Genomic DNA, 16,458 nt, shown 5'->3' with positions numbered 1-16,458 from the left:
GCAGGGCGGCACATCGCGCACCGCCCGCATGAAATGCATGAATATGTCCGGCCTTACGCCGCAGCCTTCGACGACTCCAGGAAGTCTTGTGCAAAGCGTTGCAGCACGCCGCCCGCTTCGTAGATCGAGACTTCCTCTGCCGTGTCGAGGCGGCACGTGACGGGCACGTCGACCCGCTCGCCGTTCTTTCGATGAATGACGAGTGTCAAGTCCGCACGCGGTCTGCGTTCGCCGATCACGTCATACGTCTCTGTTCCGTCGATACCGAGCGCAAGACGATTGACGCCCCGTTTGAACTCGAGCGGCAGCACGCCCATGCCGATAAGGTTCGTGCGGTGAATGCGCTCGAAGCCTTCTGCAACAATCGCTTCGACGCCCGCGAGCCGCACGCCCTTCGCGGCCCAATCGCGCGATGAGCCCTGGCCGTAGTCGGCCCCCGCGATGATGATGAGCGGTTGCTTGCGATCCATGTAGGTTTCGATGGCTTCCCACATGCGCGTGACCTTGCCTTCAGGCTCGATGCGTGCAAGCGATCCCTTCTTCAACTGCCCGTCGACGACGGCCATTTCATTGATCAGCGTCGGATTCGCGAACGTCGCGCGCTGCGCGGTGAGGTGATCGCCGCGATGCGTCGCATAAGAATTGAAGTCCTCTTCGGGCAGGCCCATTTTCGTGAGGTATTCGCCTGCTGCGCTGTTCGCGAGAATCGCGTTCGACGGCGACAGGTGATCGGTCGTGATGTTGTCGCCGAGTACGGCGAGCGGCCGCATGCCCTTCAGCGTGCGCTCGCCCGCGAGCGCGCCTTCCCAATACGGCGGCCGGCGAATATACGTGCTTTGCGCGCGCCAGTCGTAAAGCGGGCTGATCGGCTCGCCACTTGCAGCCGTGACCGCGAACATTGGTTCATAGACCTTGCGGAACTGCTCGGGCTTCACGCTCTGTTTGACGATCGCGTCGATCTCTTCGTCGCTCGGCCAGATGTCCTTCAGATAAACCGGCTTGCCGTCCCGGTCGGTGCCGAGCACGTCGCGTTCGATATCGAAGCGGATCGTGCCCGCAATCGCGTAGGCAACCACAAGCGGCGGGGACGCGAGAAACGCTTGCTTTGCATACGGATGAATGCGGCCATCGAAGTTGCGATTGCCCGACAGCACAGCCGTCGCATACAGATCGCGGTCGACGATCTCCTGCTGGATCGCCGGATCGAGCGCGCCCGACATGCCGTTGCACGTCGTGCATGCAAACGCGACGATGCCGAAACCGAGCTTCTCCAGCTCGGGCAGCAGGTTCGCTTCCTGCAAATACAGTTCGACGGCCTTCGATCCCGGCGCGAGCGACGATTTCACCCACGGCTTGCGCGTCAGTCCGCGAGCGTTCGCATTGCGCGCGAGCAGAGCGGCGGCGATCACGTTGCGCGGATTGCTCGTGTTCGTGCAACTCGTGATTGCCGCGATGATGACAGCGCCATCGGGCATCTGTCCCGGCACTTCTTCCCACTTGCCCGCGATGCCGCGTTCCGCGAGGTCCGACGTCGGCAGACGCCTGTGCGGATTCGACGGGCCCGCCATGTTGCGCACGACCGTGGACAGATCGAAGCTGAGGATGCGCTCATATTCGGCATGCTTGAGCGTGTCGGCCCACAAGCCTGCTGTTTTCGCGTAAGTTTCCACGAGCTTCACTTGCGCATCGTCGCGGCCCGTGAGGCGCAGATAGTCGATTGTCTGTTCGTCGATGAAGAACATCGCGGCCGTCGCGCCATATTCGGGCGCCATGTTGGAGATGGTCGCGCGATCGCCGAGCGTCAGGCTCGATGCGCCTTCGCCGCGAAACTCCAGATACGCGCCGACCACTTTTTCCTTGCGCAGGAATTCGGTCAATGCGAGCACGATATCGGTTGCGGTGATGCCCGGCTGACGCTTGCCCGAGAGTTCTACGCCAACGATATCGGGCAAGCGCATCCACGACGCACGGCCGAGCATCACGTTCTCTGCTTCCAGTCCGCCGACGCCCACTGCGATCACGCCGAGCGCATCCACATGCGGCGTGTGGCTGTCCGTGCCGACCAGCGTGTCCGGATACGCGACGCCGTCGGCAGCGTGGATCACGGGCGACATACGCTCCAGATTGATCTGATGCATGATGCCGTTGCCGGGCGGAATCACGTCGACGTTCTTGAACGCCTTCTTGGTCCAGTTGATGAAGTCGAAGCGGTCTTCATTGCGCCGGTCTTCGATCGCGCGATTCTTCGCGAACGCATCGGGATCGAAGCCGCCGCACTCGACCGCGAGCGAGTGATCGACGATCAGCTGCACGGGCACGACGGGGTTCACCTTCGCAGGGTCGCCGCCCTGATCGGCGATCGCGTCGCGCAGGCCGGCGAGATCGACGAGCGCGGTCTGACCGAGAATGTCATGACACACGACGCGCGCCGGAAACCACGGGAAGTCCAGCTCGCGCTTGCGCTCGACGATCTGCTTGAGCGAATCGTTCAGCGTCGCGGGATCGCAGCGGCGCACGAGGTTCTCGGCGTGCACGCGCGATGTGTACGGCAGCTTGTCGTATGCGCCGGGTTGAATCGCATCGACGGCGGCGCGCGTATCGAAGTAGTCCAGCGAGGTGCCGGGCAGCGGTTTGCGGTATGCAGTATTCATGACGTAGGGACACATGCGGTAATTCTCCCGTTTCAAGCGGGCGGATCGCGTGCGAGCGCTTTCCGCGAAGTTTAGCGCGTGATTGGGCGCGCGGTGCAGCAAAGGTCGGTCGGCAAAAAGCGGCCCTGGCTCGCGGGTATCGACGAACCAGGGCCCAAGTTCGACGCGGCTCTCACATCCGCAATCGAAAGACGGCTCGTCGATCAGGCGCGCTTCGCGAGCGGCGCGAACGCGAGGTTGTCCGGTCCTGTGTAATTCGCGCTCGGGCGAATGATCTTGTTGTCGATGCGTTGCTCGATGATGTGCGCGGCCCAGCCGGAGGTGCGCGAGATCACGAACAGCGGCGTGAACATGGCCGTCGGCACGCCCATCATGTGGTACGACACGGCGCTGAACCAGTCCAGGTTCGGGAACATCTTCTTGACGTCGGCCATCACCGTTTCGAGGCGTTCCGCGATGTCGAACAGCTTCATGTTCGACTGTTCCTTCGACAGTTTCTTCGCGACTTCCTTGATCACCTTGTTGCGCGGATCGGAGATCGTGTACACCGGGTGACCGAAGCCGATCACGACTTCCTTGTTGTCCACGCGGCGGCGAATGTCCGCTTCGGCTTCATCCGGTGTCTGGTAGCGCGACTGGATCTCGAACGCGACCTCGTTGGCGCCGCCGTGTTTCGGCCCGCGCAGCGCGCCGATTGCGCCCGTGATGGCCGAATACATGTCCGAACCCGTGCCCGCGATCACGCGGCCCGTGAACGTCGACGCGTTGAATTCGTGCTCGGCGTACAGGTTGAGCGACACGTGCATCGCATCGACCCACGACTTCGGCGGCTCGACGCCATGCAGCAGATGCAGGAAATGGCCGCCGATCGAATCGTCGTCGGTTTCGACTTCGATGCGCTTGCCGTTGTGCGAGTAGTGATACCAGTACAGCAGCATCGAGCCGAGCGAGGCCATCAGCTTGTCGGCGATATCGCGCGCGCCGGGCAGGTTGTGGTCGTCCTTTTCGGGCAGCACCGTGCCGAGCACGGACACGCCCGTGCGCATCACGTCCATCGGGTGTGCGGCAGCGGGAATCCATTCGAGCGCGGCCTTCACGTTCGCGGGCAGGCCGCGCAGCGCTTTCAGCTTCGTTTTGTACGCAGCGAGTTCGGCGACATTGGGCAGCTTGCCGTGCACGAGCAGATACGCGACTTCCTCGAACTCGCAGGCACCTGCGATGTCGAGAATGTCGTAGCCGCGGTAATGCAGGTCGTTGCCCGTCTTGCCGACCGTGCACAGGGCCGTGTTGCCCGCCGTCACGCCCGACAGCGCGACGGATTTTTTCGGCTTGAATGCGCCCGCGCTTTGCGTGACGTTGTCTGCTTCGCTCATGTGTCTTCCTCCAGATGCAATTACTTGTTGGCGGCGAACAGCGCGTCGAGTTTGTCTTCGTACGCGTGATAGCCAAGATATTTGTAGAGATCTTCGCGCGTCTGCATCGTCGGCACCGCGGCCTTTTGAGTGCCGTCGCGCATCGTCGTTTCGTAGAAGTTGAGGGCGGCCGCGTTCATCGCGCGATATGCCCCGCAGCAATACAACGCGATATCGACGTTCGCGTCGCGCAGTTCCGTCGTCGTAAAGAATGGCGTCGTGCCGAACTCGGTCAGGTTCGCGAGAATCGGCACCTTCACGGCGGCCTTGAACTTGCGATAGTCGTCGAGTGTTCGCATCGCTTCCGGGAAGATCATGTCGGCACCGGCTTCGACATAGGCGACGGCGCGCTCGATCGCGGCGTCGAGTCCTTCGGCGGCGGCGGCGTCGGTGCGGGCCATGATGACGAACTGATCGTCGGTGCGCGCGTCGACGGCAGCCTTCACGCGATCCACCATCTCTTGCGTCGCGACCACTTCCTTATTCGGACGATGGCCGCAGCGTTTCTGCCCCACCTGGTCTTCGAGGTGAACGGCAGCGACACCCGCCTTGATGAACGAGCGGACCGTGCGCGCAATATTGAAGGCGCCGCCCCAGCCGGTGTCGATATCGACGAGCAGCGGCAGGTGGGTGGCGTCGGTGATGCGTCGGGCGTCGATCAGCACGTCGTCCATTGTGCTGATGCCGAGATCGGGGATGCCGAGCGAGTTCGCGGCGACGCCGCCGCCCGACAGGTACACGGCCTTGAAGCCGACTGCTTCGGCCATTTTCGCGGCGTAGGCGGTGATTGCGCCGACGACCTGCAGCGGTTGTCCTTCTGCGACGGCCTGGCGGAATGCCGCGCCGGCGCTGATGGGTTGTCTGGTTGAGTTCACTGTGAGGCTCCGTGGATTTGCGGGCCTATATCTGCAAGTGACGTGCCAGGTTTGCGCGCCACGCTAAGTTACTGATTTTGCGAGGCGAGCGCGCAACCCGGCATTTGCTTTAATTTCAAAAGTGAAATCCGCGGTTTCTGTTATGAAATTATGCGCGCATAATCATAGATGACCGTGAATCCGACCCGGACCGCCGCGATGAGCACACCTTCCGCCGTTTCCAACCCGCGCCCGCGCATCTGGGCGATGGGCATCAGCCGCTTGCGCGATCTGTTCGTCGATATCGCGAGCGAATACGCCGCCCGCGCCGATTTGCGTGTCGTCGCCCGCGGTTTCGACGACGCCGTGCAGGAAATCGAGGCGGCGGGTTCCGAGCTGCCGGACGTGATCGTCGCAGGCGGCTCGAACGGCGCGTATCTAAAGACGCGTGTCAGCGTACCCGTCGTGGTCATCGCGCCCACTGGCTTCGACGTGATGCAGGCGCTGGCACGGGCGCGGCGCGACGGCAATTCAGTCGCGCTCGTCACGCACGGCGACACGCCCGACGAGGTGAAGCGTTTTGCGTCGGCATACGGCATCGACGTGATCTTCGCGTCATACCGCTCGACGGAAGACGCAGAGGATTGCGTGCGCGAACTGCGCGAGCGTGGCGTGGACGCCGTCGTCGGGCCGGGCCACGTGACCGATCTCGCCGAGCGTGCGGGCATGGGCGCCGTCTTCCTGTATTCGCGCGCCTCGGTGCGCAGCGCCTTCGATACGGCGCTCGAAGTGGCGCACGCCACGCGTGCCGAAGGCATGCGCCGTCAGCGCCTCGACAACCTGTTGCAGCATTTGCGCGACGGCGTCGTCGCGCTGGACGCCCAAGGGCGCGTCGAAGCGATCAACCGGCGGCTGGCGGGCGTGCTCGGTATCGACGCCGCAAGCGCAGCCGGTTCGCCGTTGGAGCAGCTCGCGCCCGATATCGCCGGCGCGCTGCCCGATAACGACGGCGACACGCTCGTGTCCGTGCGCGGCACGAGCTATCTCGTGCATCGCGGGCCGCTGGCGGGCGCTGATTCATCGGCGGGTACAGTGCTGACCTTCCAGGAATCGCGTGCGGTAGAACGGCTGGATCGCACGCTGCGTTCGCGCCAGCGCGCGCAGCAGCTTACGGCCCGCTACCAGCTAGACGATCTGGTCGGCGAGTGTCCATCGATCGAGCGTGTGCGCATGCTCGTGCGGCGGTATGCGAAGTCCGATGCAACCGTCTTGATACTCGGCGAAAGCGGCACGGGCAAGGAAATGGTGGCGCAAAGCATGCATCAGCTGAGCGCGCGGCGCGACTTTGCATTCGTCGCGATCAATTGCGGCGCATTTCCGGAGGCCCTGCTGGAAAGCGAGTTGTTCGGCTACGAGGAAGGCGCGTTCACAGGTGCGCGCAAAGGCGGCAAGGCGGGACTGATCGAAGCGGCCCATCGCGGCACGCTGTTTCTCGATGAGATCGGCGAGATGCCGCTGCCGCTGCAGAGCCGGCTGCTGCGCGTGTTGCAGGAGCGAGAAGTGGTGCGGCTCGGATCGACGGAGCCGACGCGTGTCGATATCCGCGTGGTTGCCGCAACGCACCGTGCGTTGACGGAAGGCATCGGGGACGGCACGTTTCGCGCGGACCTCTACTATCGGCTGAACATTCTGAGCATTGCGCTGCCGCCGTTGCGCGAACGCACGACCGACGTGCTGCCGCTTGCCGCCCAACTGCTGCTGCAGGCGGCAGCGCGCGAACCGAGGCTGGCCGCGCGCGTCGGCGATCTGCCCGCAGCGACGCGCGTGCTCGCGCAGATCGGAGAGCCGTTACGCGGCTACGCGTGGCCAGGCAATGTGCGCGAGTTGCAGAACGTGATCGAACGGATTGCCGTCGAGCTCGCCGATACGGAAGACGACACGTTCACGCGCGAGATGCTCGATGTCGTCGCACCGGAACTATTCGCATCGTCGAAGCCGCAAAAGAAGGGCACGTTGACGTTGCGCGAGCGCAGCCGGCATGTCGAAGCCGACGAGATACGCGCGATGCTGGCGGTGTGCGGCGGAGATCGCGATGCCGCGTGCCGAGCGCTCGGCATCAGCAAGACGACGTTGTGGCGCAAGCTCAATGCGACGCAATGAGCGCCGCGCCAACCGGCGTGCTTATACGCCGAACAACGCCGTGACGAAAAGACCGACGGCAACGACGGCCATCCCGATCGTGAGCTTCTGCAGCCAGCGCTTTTTCGTCAGCAGTGTGATGGCGGCGAGTGCGATGGAAATCTGGATCAGCGTCGTCGCTTGTGCCCAGCGATGATGCTGATGCTGTAACGACTCGCTGACTTCATTGTCTTTCTTCACCTGCTTCTCGAGCGACTCCGCCTGCTGGCGGATCGGTTCTTTCTCGGTCTTGTAGCGTTGCGTGTCGGTGACGAACTTCGCATGCGCAGCCGACGCCGGATCCGTCAATGCCGCGCCCAGCTCCGCCAGATTCTGCTTTTCTCCCTTGGCCTGGTAATAAGCCCACTGATTTGCGGCTTCCGTTTTGAGGATAGCCGCTTCGTTCTTGTAGAAGAGTGCAAGGTTTTCGTTAGCGCCGCTCTGATAAGCGGCGATCGCGCCGACGCTCGCCAGAATCGCCGTCATGACGGCGAGGCGCGACGCGCTGTTGTCGCTGCCATGAGCGCCTGCATGCTCGATGGCATGATCATGCGGACCGTGGACTTCGTATTCGTCGGACATCGTGATTCGTCAGGTTTATTACGGGAAAGCCGCCAGCATACCGCAGCGCGCGGCGGGTAAGAACCCGGCAAAAAGGCGGTGTTGTATCTTGTCGAATCACGTGCGCGCGGCGTGGCTCAACATTGCATCCGGCGTTGCGCGCGGTACTCGCTCGGCGATGTTTTCATATGCCGCCGGAAGCTGCGCGCCAGATGGTCGCCGCTCGTCAAGCCGGCGCGCTTGGCGACCTTGTCGACGGGCAAGTCGGTTTCGATCAGCAGATTGCAGACGACCTGCAAGCGCGCGTGCATCAGATAGTCGGAGGGCGTCATGCCGAGTTCGCTTCTGAAATGGCGCAGCAGGCTGCGTTCGCTCATCGCGGCGACCTGCGCGGCGTCTTCGATCGTGATCTGGCGGCGGCAGTTGTCCTGCAGCCAGTGAGCGGCAGCGCGCACTTTTTCGGCGGGCGTGCTGCCGACCACATCCTCGAAGATTGCGTTGAGCATGTCGCGTGAACAGATCGACAGCCGTTCGGCTACGCGACGCGCCATGCCGTCGCCCATGTCGCGACGGATCAGTTTCAGCGCAGCTGTCAGCGCATCGTGGAGACTTTGCGCCTTTGTCTTGCAGTCGGAAGAACGGTAGGCCGCACGTCTGCGAGGATCGGGCGAAGCCTCGTCGAACGAACCATAGGCGTGGTCATCGAGTCCCGGCGGCGTTGCGCCCACGAGCCGCACATCGCTTGCCTTGGAGCGCGCGCGATTGATCCACGCGACCAGCGGCGCCGAGCGCGAATCGACGTACGCGTCGGAGCCGACGATCGCGAAGATCGCATCGAATTCATGCTCCGCGTGTACATCGAATGCTTCGGCGCAGAGGCGCAGAGCGGCAGAGCTGGCGACATATCCGGCGTGGTCGGACAATGTGGCGATCCGATACGTCCACTGGACCGGGCCGCGAGCCGACAGCTCGCCTGCGAGTTCGAGTGTATTGGCGATCACGCTGGCGCTCATCAGATCGAACCCGTCGAACAGCACGATTGCAACTTGCCGCAATCGACGGGGAATGAGGTCTGTGCCTTCGGTTTCCTTCGTGTCGAGTCTTTGAGGCGCACGAGTAGACATCATGTTCTTCCCCAACCTGAATGAACTGGATCAGTACTGCGAAGACCCGGCGTCGACGCGTGATTCGGTCACGCGCATCGGCTCCAGTTCGCCCGTCAGGCTCTCATGCTGCCTCGCTGCATCCGCGGGCGAATGTGGGCAAGCGCACGCAGCGACGCCATTTCAATTTCAATGTAGTGCAGTCTTTCCCGGTCCACACGCAATCGGACAAATGACGTACAGCGCAATCTGCAGATCACCCGCTGACAAATGGCCGACGCCACTCGAGCATCGCGTGAAATAAAAAAGCTTGTGTGATACGTCGCATCGCGCTGCTCCACCAGCAGCAGTTGCAGTGCGCTGCCGAAACTGTCCTTGGCGTGAGTGGCAGGGTCCTGTCGAGTCTGTTGGCGGGTGCTGTGCTCGTCGGCGGTGGCGGGTGCGTGATAGAAAACGAGTGACGGACAGATGTTGTTCCGTCCTCACATCGAAGATTCATTGCGCTTCCAGTCGGCTATCGACGCGTTGGCGGCAATGCCGTTTCTTTCGAAGACGGTCTTTGCAATATTCAGGTAGCGCTCGGCGGTGTCGCGCAACGTGTAGCCGTCGAGTGCCCGATGCGCGCGAGGCGAATGCAGCGCATCGAGCAACGCTTGCGCATACGCCGGCGTGTTATTCGTATCGACCAGCGATACGCCAGCGAAATCGCGGGCGAATTCGAAAGCTGCGATCTGGCTCGCCACCACGGGAATACCCGAAGCCAACGCTTCCAGGAAGCCGATACTGTGCGCCTCCCTGTGCGAGGGCATCGCGAACACCTGCGATGCCTGCAGAATGGCGGCGACGTTCGATTCGGGTCCGCACAGCGTGACTCGCCCGGCCAGATTCAAACGGTGCACGAGGCTCATGGCCTTATCGTGATAGGCCTGATCTTCGATCACGCCATAAAACACGAGACGCGCATCGGGCTCATGCTGCAATACGATTTCGAACGCCTGAATAGTCTCGAGTTGTCCCTTGTCGACGACATAGCGCCCCAGTTGGACGATTTGCCGTGAGTCACGGCGATCGCCGGTGACGGGTGCAGACGCCGCGTTCTCGAAACGCGGCAGGTCTACGCCATTGGGAATCACAGTCACGTATGGGTGGGGGCCGACTTCCCGCAGATAGTCGCGGGTGTTTTGTGGCGATACGCCGACCACCACCTTTGCGCGACGCGACAGCACGCGCTCCGCCCATTTCAGCTTGGGGTTGGCGAAATCGTTGGAGCCCGAGTGCATTACATAGACGACGGGCGCAACGCTTGGCAGAAGACGTACATAGAGCGCGGCGAGCGTAGCGTGCGCGATGATGATATCGGGGCGGAAGCGTCGTACGCAGCGCCAAAGATGCCTGAGCCGTCCCACCCTTCCCAGAGGCGAATCGGGAAAGTCGCACAGCACGTTTGCCGCCGAGAGTTCGCTGCGGCTGTGATCGAAATCGGCCAACTGTGGCTGCATCGAGGTGATGCAGACCTCGTGACCGCCCTCCCTGTGCTGGATGGCGAGACCCTTTGCCAGAATCTCCGCACCCGACAGCCTTGGCGCATAGACAACCTGTAGTATCCGCACGTATCACCATTCAGAATGGGGCGTGTATCTGGAGCACCGGCTCGCCGAACCGTGGAACTTTTTTTTGTCGCGTACGGTTGCGTGGGTCGATCGTCGTTTGTCGCAATCTACATAAGTGGATATACCATATCCAATCCATCTGATGCGATTCGGTCAAGCACTAGTCGTTACTCGACACGTGCATTGATTGCGATAGCCTTTTTTCTCTCTTTCCATGCAAATTGAATTCGATTCTCACTTGAAGAGGACCACATCACCTATTGAAAGAGGCGTTCGAGCCACAGCGATTCCGAATAAACGGCGGGGAGCGCGAAAGATCCCGTTGGCATACCTTGTATGTCGTTGCCGTTGAACGGATATCTAACGAGGGTGGCGTTACCTGAGGTGAAAAGCGTGTTGGTCAAGATCGCGTCCGCTCGCTCGTAGAAAAACAGTGCCGTGCCTTTCGCATCGCGAACCACGGTTGGCGCAGCGTCTTGCCACCGGATTTCACGCAGATACTTCATAAAAACGGGCTCGCTCGCAGGACGAGCGACACTCCATTTCCAGACATCGACGCCGCCCGGTCCCGCCAGATGCGGCACCGCAATGACAACCGACATCTCTGCGCCGGCGTCGTTCGTGATGCGTGTAGTGTCGCGCTTGAACAGGGGCGGAAGAAGAGCCGTCTCGCCAATGCTCCAATGGCCACTGTCGAAACCGAACTGCGTCACCGTCATGCGGCGGCTTTTGTCTGCGGATTCAACGGCAACAAACGGCGTGAATCTTTGGCGGTCGCTTCTCAGGGAGAGGATCTGCACATCGGATGTGAAACGATGGGCGCCGGGCACTTTAGTCTGCTGAATATGTCCGTCGCGATCGGCGCCGACTGTCCAAAGCTCTACCGCGTTATCTGATCTCAGGACTGCGATCAGGATCTTCTCGCTCGGGGATTCGGCTGTCGCAAACGAGACGTACTGCTGCGCGTGGTCAGCGGAAATGTTGTCGTCGCTCTGAAACCAGAGTGTGGGTTCGAGAAAGCGGCTGCCGTTGCTTTTCAATAGCCAGAACGCGGTACCGCCATGTCTCGGCGTGGCGACCATCAAGTCTGCCCGGCCGTCTCCGTCGAAGTCACCGACGAGAAAGCGTGCACTGTCGAAGCACAATGTGTCGGCGTTGCATGTCGGTTCTGTGGCATGGCTGTCGAAGCGCACGGCATTGGAGTACCAGTTATCTGGCGTTTCAGACAACTGCAGAATTGAGGTTTGAACATAGATATCGAAGCCGGGACCGTCGGGCCGGCGTTGAACATAAACAGCCGACGGCGAGCCTTGTCCGGCTACGTCACCGTACATCGCGCCAGCGAGACGAAGGTCGGTGGCCCGGGTCGGACGCGCTGCGGACCATCTGTAGCGTGTCGTCAATGAAGCACAGCCTCTGATGTGAAGCCGGTTGTGTTCTTCTCCAAGGCATCGTCGTGACGGTGTAAATATCAGACCAAAATCCCAAGGTGTCCAACGTTGTGCCGCTTTCCATTCCTCACACGGTTCTTCTGCAAGCGCGCCGTCGTGTTCGCCCACGCACAGTCCCGTCGAAGCGGAGACGAGTGCCGCGTTGTGCTGGTTGCCGGCATAGCTGGCACGCGGCTCCCATATCCACTGCTGTCCGACCGAATCGTCGCAAGGGGAGAGCGCAGGTGCACGTCCGGCGCCCGTCGACGTCAGACATTGATTCGACCCTGCATTGAACAGAACGGAAGGGAGCGCGACGAAGTCCTGAACCTTGTGACGGTTGGTGTCGTTGCGCACGTAATTGCGCAATACCCAGTTGCCGTCCCATTGATATTCACCGAATACGTGCGCGACGTCACCGCCGTCGACGGAAAAATAGCTCGCTGCCAGGTCGCGTTTGCGTTGTGCCGTATCGCCGAACAGCGTCGTTGGCCAGTTCCCCGTCGGGTAGGTGGTGTAGTAGCCGATCGGTAGGGAACGATCGAGGGTTTGCGCGAGGTGGCGCGTGATGCGGGCGGCGTAGATGTGATCGGGATGCTCGATAAACGGCACGGTGTCCGGGTTAAGTGTCGCGATGCTTGTTGCGTCTTGCAGGATCTCCCTCAATACGGCGGAGAGCGAGTCGCGCGTATAGCGTGCTGCCGGAAGTTCTCCACGTCCCATTGGATAAGTCGTGAGCGTTGCGCCCTGATCCCATAGCAATGCGAGCGGCACGCGGCCGCCGCGAACTGCGCCGCCAGGCAGTCGGAGTTCGAGCAGGCGCACACGGGGTTGCGCTTTCAACGTGAGTTGATACACGGGTTGCCCCGCAATTTTCAGCGTCGATTCATCCCACGCGTTCGGCACGCCAGCGGCGCGCGCGTAGGCGAGACGCGAGCCTTCCTCGCGCTTTTGCACGTAAGCGAAGTTCGCGCCGTTGGCGCCGCCGATCAGATGTACCGTCGTAACGCACCATCCCGCGCGCAGCCGTTCGCTGATTGCTGGCTCGACGAACAACAGATCGTCGTCGAGATGTGCGACGACTGTGACGAGCGTGCCGGCACTGCAGTCCGCAGTCGACCCACGCGCAGTCGCGGAGCAAACGAAGCCAAGACAGAGAAGAAGGACGGCGCGCGACAGCCTGACAAGTGACGACGTGCTCACATGTGTGCAACCGCCCCTGTTTTTCTTGGTATTGTTCCCGAGAGCCGTCATGTGAGGGATGAAGTAGCCTCGCTCTGTTTGCGCGCAGAAGCCAGAGGCATTGTTCTTCTTACGGTTTGAAAGAAGCGCGAGTATTTTGTACAGACACGAGCGATGCAGCCCAGTCTATCTTTGTGAGTCGATTTTTAAAAGAGAGTAGTGCACGCGCATCAGGAAAGGCTGCGTTCCGAACAACAGTTTTTAATCGACAAATTGCAGTCACGAGTTGCAATACATACGAACGTAATGTGCCGCACGTAATAGAGTAAATGGCCGGCTGGTGCAGCGTCCGCCAGTGGTCTGGAACGATCGGAAAGATCGTCGATATCAATAATGGCATCCCGACGTGCTAGCGCGTCATGCGGTTCTGCCAATAGCGGTGTTCTGAGGACGTCATGCGGATGCTGTTCGTTATCGGTCACCTGGGTGACTACCATGTGCCGCGTTACGAAGCATTGATGCAACTTGCGGCGAGGCGCGGCGACGAGGTCTGTCTCGTCGAAGTATTCGGCCGATCGGGTTTTTATTCGTTTCCGCAGACGCGGCGCGCATCGTTTTTCGAGCAGCGTCACGAGCGGGTCACCACATTGGAGAACGATATCAGCGATGCAGGCGGCCGCTGGTTGCGTGTGTTTGCGCGACTCGCTGCGATCGTCCGGCGAGTCGAGCCCGATGTGGTTGTCACGTTGGGCTACGACACGCCGTATTCGTTGTGGCTCTGTTTCCTCAGACGGTTCACGCGGTCTTTCGCGTTGATCTATATGTCGGACTCCAAAGCCGACGATGGCCCGCGCAGCGACATCAAGGAATGGCTGAAGAGGCATCTGGTGCGACGGTTCGATGCCGCGCTCGTCGCCGGTGAGCGGCATCGCGACTATGCGGAGTTTCTCGGCATTCCGCGCTGGCGTTCGCGGGTGGGCTTCGATGTGATCGATGTCGACCAGTTTTCCCGTCGCGCGGCGGCCGCACATTCGACTGCCGATGAAGTGCGCGATCGGCGCGGCCTGCCGCGCCGTTATGTGCTGTGCGTGAGCCGCTTCGTCGCGCGCAAGAACGTCGATGTCGTGATCAATGCGTTTGCCCGTTCCGGCCTTGCCGACCAGGCAATCGAACTGGTCCTGATCGGGCAAGGCGGCGACGAGCCGGCGCTGAGAAGCCTCGTTTCGCAGCGCGAACTCGACGGCAGCGTGCGATTTCTCGATGCGTTGCCGAATGGCGAGATGCCCGCGATCTACGGACTGTCCGATTTCGTCGTGCTGGCCAGCGAGTTCGATCAATGGGGCCTTTGCGTCAACGAGGCGTTCGCGGCATCGCGCACGGCCATCGTCACGCACACATGCGGCGTCGCGCGCGAACTCGTGGTGAACGGCGTCAACGGGTATGTGATCGAACCCGGTAACACGGAGATGCTCGCGGCGCGCATGCGCACGCTCGCGTTGGACGACGCGCTGCGCGAACGCCTATCCGCACGCGCGCGGCTGACGGTCGAACAATGGAAGCCCTCCATGTTCGCGAGCAATCTGATGGAGCTTGCCGACTGCGTGCTCGATCCCGATGAGCTGGTTTCGCGAGCAGAACATGAATAGCGTATGTCGGTATGCTGGAACAAGTGAAATTCGAGTGGCGCATCACGCGGTGTAGCCGGGATGCGCCGATCTTCAGAACGTTTCCCAGTCGGCTTCGGCGCGGCTCATCGCCGGTTCTGCCTTGGGCGCAGCGATGACCTGCGGCCTTGCGGGTGTTACGCTGCGCGGCTTCGTCGGCAGGGAGACTGCGGCGCGTGCAACGTGCTTCGAGGCCGAAGGCCCGAGCGTCGTTCTCGCTTCCCGCGTTGCGGGCAAGCGGAACGTCGACACCAGTTCGCGCAGCGTGGAAGCTTGCGATGCCATCGACTGCGCCGCCGCCGATGCTTCTTCGACGAGCGCCGCGTTCTGCTGCGTCACTTCATCCATCTGCGAGATTGCGACGTTGACCTGTTCGATGCCGCGATGCTGTTCGCCCGACGCGGCGCTGATTTCGCCCATCAGGTCGGACACCTGACGCACCGATTGCACGATCTCGCCCATCGTGCGGCCGGCTTCGTCGACGAGCGCGGTGCCGCTATTCACGCGGTTCACCGATTCGTCGATCAGGTCCTTGATTTCCTTCGCCGCCGACGCGCTGCGTTGCGCAAGCGTGCGCACCTCGCCTGCGACGACCGCGAAGCCGCGGCCCTGCTCGCCGGCGCGTGCGGCTTCGACGGCCGCGTTCAGCGCGAGGATGTTGGTCTGAAACGCGATCCCTTCGATCACCGAGATGATCTGCGCGACCTGCTGCGAGCTGTTCGAGATGTCGCGCATCGTATCCACCACGCGGCTCACGACGTCGCCGCCACGCGCCGCCGTATCGGAAGCGCGCGCAGCGAGCGCGTTGCCCTGGTTGGCGTTCTCGGCGTTCTGCTTGACGGTCGACGTCAGCTCTTCCATGCTTGCGGCCGTTTCTTCGAGCGATGCTGCCTGTTCTTCCGTGCGCTGGCTCAGATCGGTGTTGCCCGCTGCGATTTCCGAGGAGCCCGTCGCGATGCTTTCGCTGCTCGAGCGCACGCGGGCCACGGTGTCCAGCAGACGTTCGTTCATGTTGCGCAGCGCGTCGAGCAACTGGCTCAACTCGTCCTTGCCGTCGACCTGAATGACGGCGGTCAGATCGCCGCGTGCGACGGTTTCGGCTATCTCGACGGAGCGGCGTAGCGGTCCCGTGATCGAGCGCGTGATAACCACGGCGATCCAGGCGCCCAATGCCAGCGCGAGCGCCGCGAGCAGCAGGGTCCACATGCGCGCGCTGCGGAACGCCTCGCCTGCCTTCGCCACTTCCGCGGCGGACCCGTCGTGATTCAGCTTGATGTCGCGGTCGATCAGGTCGAGCGTCGCGATGAAGCGCGTGGCCCCTTCCGTTGCCGTCAGCTGACGTGCTTCCGCGGCGCTGCCGCTGCCCGCGTCGATCAGCTTCGTGACCTTTCCGTCGACTTCCAGATAGCTGGACCACGACGATTTGACGCTATCGAAAAGCCGCTGTTCTTCCGGCGATGAAACCAGCTTCGAATACACCTCCAGCGAAGACGCGACCGCGTTGACGGCTGAAGTGTGCTGCGCGCGAGTGGCGCTCAACTGGTTCGCGTCCGCGGCGAGCAGTTCGCGCAGCGACAGGCGCCGCACGTCGTCGACGCGGCTGCGCAGCGCGCCCAGCGCTTCGACGCTTGGAAGCCAGTTGCTTGCGATCTCGTTGGTGCCGTCATAGATACGCGACGCCTGCAGTAAGCCGATACCCCCAGTCGCGCAGAGAAGAATCAGAACGGTTGCAAATCCCGCGCCCAGACGCGGACCGATTTTGAATGTATTGAGAAACGCCATTGCTTTGCCATTGGTACATGTTGACTGACAA

Annotated in this window: 10 protein-coding genes; 2 read left to right on the top strand and 8 right to left on the bottom strand. The window is 61.8% G+C overall.

Going from position 1 to position 16,458, the window contains the following annotated elements; genetic code table 11:
* Window positions 1–53: 53 nt before the first annotated feature.
* From acnD to prpB, 3 genes are all read right to left on the bottom strand, one after another.
* Window positions 54–2,651 (bottom strand): Fe/S-dependent 2-methylisocitrate dehydratase AcnD, encoded by a 2,598-nt coding sequence (gene acnD, locus BPHY_RS33395; protein ID WP_041765781.1) that lies wholly within the window; start codon window positions 2,649–2,651, stop codon window positions 54–56.
* Window positions 2,652–2,854: 203 nt separating this feature from the next.
* Window positions 2,855–4,024 (bottom strand): bifunctional 2-methylcitrate synthase/citrate synthase, encoded by a 1,170-nt coding sequence (prpC, locus tag BPHY_RS33390; protein ID WP_012405891.1) that lies wholly within the window; start codon window positions 4,022–4,024, stop codon window positions 2,855–2,857.
* Window positions 4,025–4,044: 20 nt separating this feature from the next.
* A complete protein-coding gene (gene prpB / locus BPHY_RS33385; protein WP_012405890.1) occupies window positions 4,045–4,938 on the bottom strand; it encodes a methylisocitrate lyase in 894 nt (297 codons plus the stop codon).
* 198 nt (window positions 4,939–5,136) lie between these two features.
* Here prpB and prpR point away from each other — a divergent pair, with 198 nt between their 5' ends.
* On the top strand, window positions 5,137–7,077 hold the full coding sequence (prpR, locus tag BPHY_RS33380; RefSeq protein ID WP_041766248.1) for a propionate catabolism operon regulatory protein PrpR: 1,941 nt from the start codon (window positions 5,137–5,139) through the stop codon (window positions 7,075–7,077).
* Between the two features lie 21 nt (window positions 7,078–7,098).
* Here prpR and BPHY_RS33375 read toward each other — a convergent pair whose 3' ends face one another.
* The 4 genes from BPHY_RS33375 to BPHY_RS33360 form a co-directional block, all read right to left on the bottom strand.
* The gene (locus BPHY_RS33375) at window positions 7,099–7,677 is read right to left on the bottom strand and encodes a DUF4337 domain-containing protein (RefSeq protein ID WP_012405888.1); all 579 of its coding nucleotides are present in this window, start codon (window positions 7,675–7,677) and stop codon (window positions 7,099–7,101) included.
* Window positions 7,678–7,793: 116 nt separating this feature from the next.
* On the bottom strand, window positions 7,794–8,783 hold the full coding sequence (locus BPHY_RS33370; protein WP_012405887.1) for a helix-turn-helix domain-containing protein: 990 nt from the start codon (window positions 8,781–8,783) through the stop codon (window positions 7,794–7,796).
* Window positions 8,784–9,241: 458 nt separating this feature from the next.
* Complete coding sequence (locus tag BPHY_RS33365) at window positions 9,242–10,369, bottom strand: glycosyltransferase (RefSeq protein WP_012405886.1); 1,128 nt, start codon at window positions 10,367–10,369, stop codon at window positions 9,242–9,244.
* Window positions 10,370–10,626: 257 nt separating this feature from the next.
* Complete coding sequence (locus BPHY_RS33360; RefSeq protein ID WP_012405885.1) at window positions 10,627–13,053, bottom strand: RICIN domain-containing protein; 2,427 nt, start codon at window positions 13,051–13,053, stop codon at window positions 10,627–10,629.
* Between the two features lie 389 nt (window positions 13,054–13,442).
* Between BPHY_RS33360 and BPHY_RS33355 the strand changes: the two genes are divergently transcribed.
* Complete coding sequence (locus BPHY_RS33355; protein ID WP_244257804.1) at window positions 13,443–14,627, top strand: glycosyltransferase family 4 protein; 1,185 nt, start codon at window positions 13,443–13,445, stop codon at window positions 14,625–14,627.
* Window positions 14,628–14,699: 72 nt separating this feature from the next.
* Here the strand turns inward: BPHY_RS33355 and BPHY_RS33350 are convergent, their stop codons facing one another.
* Complete coding sequence (locus BPHY_RS33350) at window positions 14,700–16,427, bottom strand: methyl-accepting chemotaxis protein (protein ID WP_012405883.1); 1,728 nt, start codon at window positions 16,425–16,427, stop codon at window positions 14,700–14,702.
* Window positions 16,428–16,458 lie beyond the last annotated feature (31 nt).

The sequence above is a fragment of the Paraburkholderia phymatum STM815 genome (assembly GCF_000020045.1).
GTDB lineage: Bacteria > Pseudomonadota > Gammaproteobacteria > Burkholderiales > Burkholderiaceae > Paraburkholderia > Paraburkholderia phymatum.
This window is presented reverse-complemented; position numbering and strand designations above follow the sequence as displayed.

Bases quoted from the DNA above. Each gene is read 5' to 3' on its own strand.
- BPHY_RS33375 (WP_012405888.1), bottom strand. From the start codon at position 7,677: ATGTCCGACGAATACGAAGTCCACGGTCCGCATGATCATGCCATCGAG.
- BPHY_RS33370 (WP_012405887.1), bottom strand. From the start codon at position 8,783: ATGATGTCTACTCGTGCGCCTCAAAGACTCGACACGAAGGAAACCGAA.
- BPHY_RS33350 (WP_012405883.1), bottom strand. From the start codon at position 16,427: ATGGCGTTTCTCAATACATTCAAAATCGGTCCGCGTCTGGGCGCGGGA.
- prpC (WP_012405891.1), bottom strand. From the start codon at position 4,024: ATGAGCGAAGCAGACAACGTCACGCAAAGCGCGGGCGCATTCAAGCCG.
- prpR (WP_041766248.1), top strand. From the start codon at position 5,137: ATGAGCACACCTTCCGCCGTTTCCAACCCGCGCCCGCGCATCTGGGCG.
- BPHY_RS33355 (WP_244257804.1), top strand. From the start codon at position 13,443: ATGCTGTTCGTTATCGGTCACCTGGGTGACTACCATGTGCCGCGTTAC.
- acnD (WP_041765781.1), bottom strand. From the start codon at position 2,651: ATGAATACTGCATACCGCAAACCGCTGCCCGGCACCTCGCTGGACTAC.
- BPHY_RS33360 (WP_012405885.1), bottom strand. From the start codon at position 13,053: ATGACGGCTCTCGGGAACAATACCAAGAAAAACAGGGGCGGTTGCACA.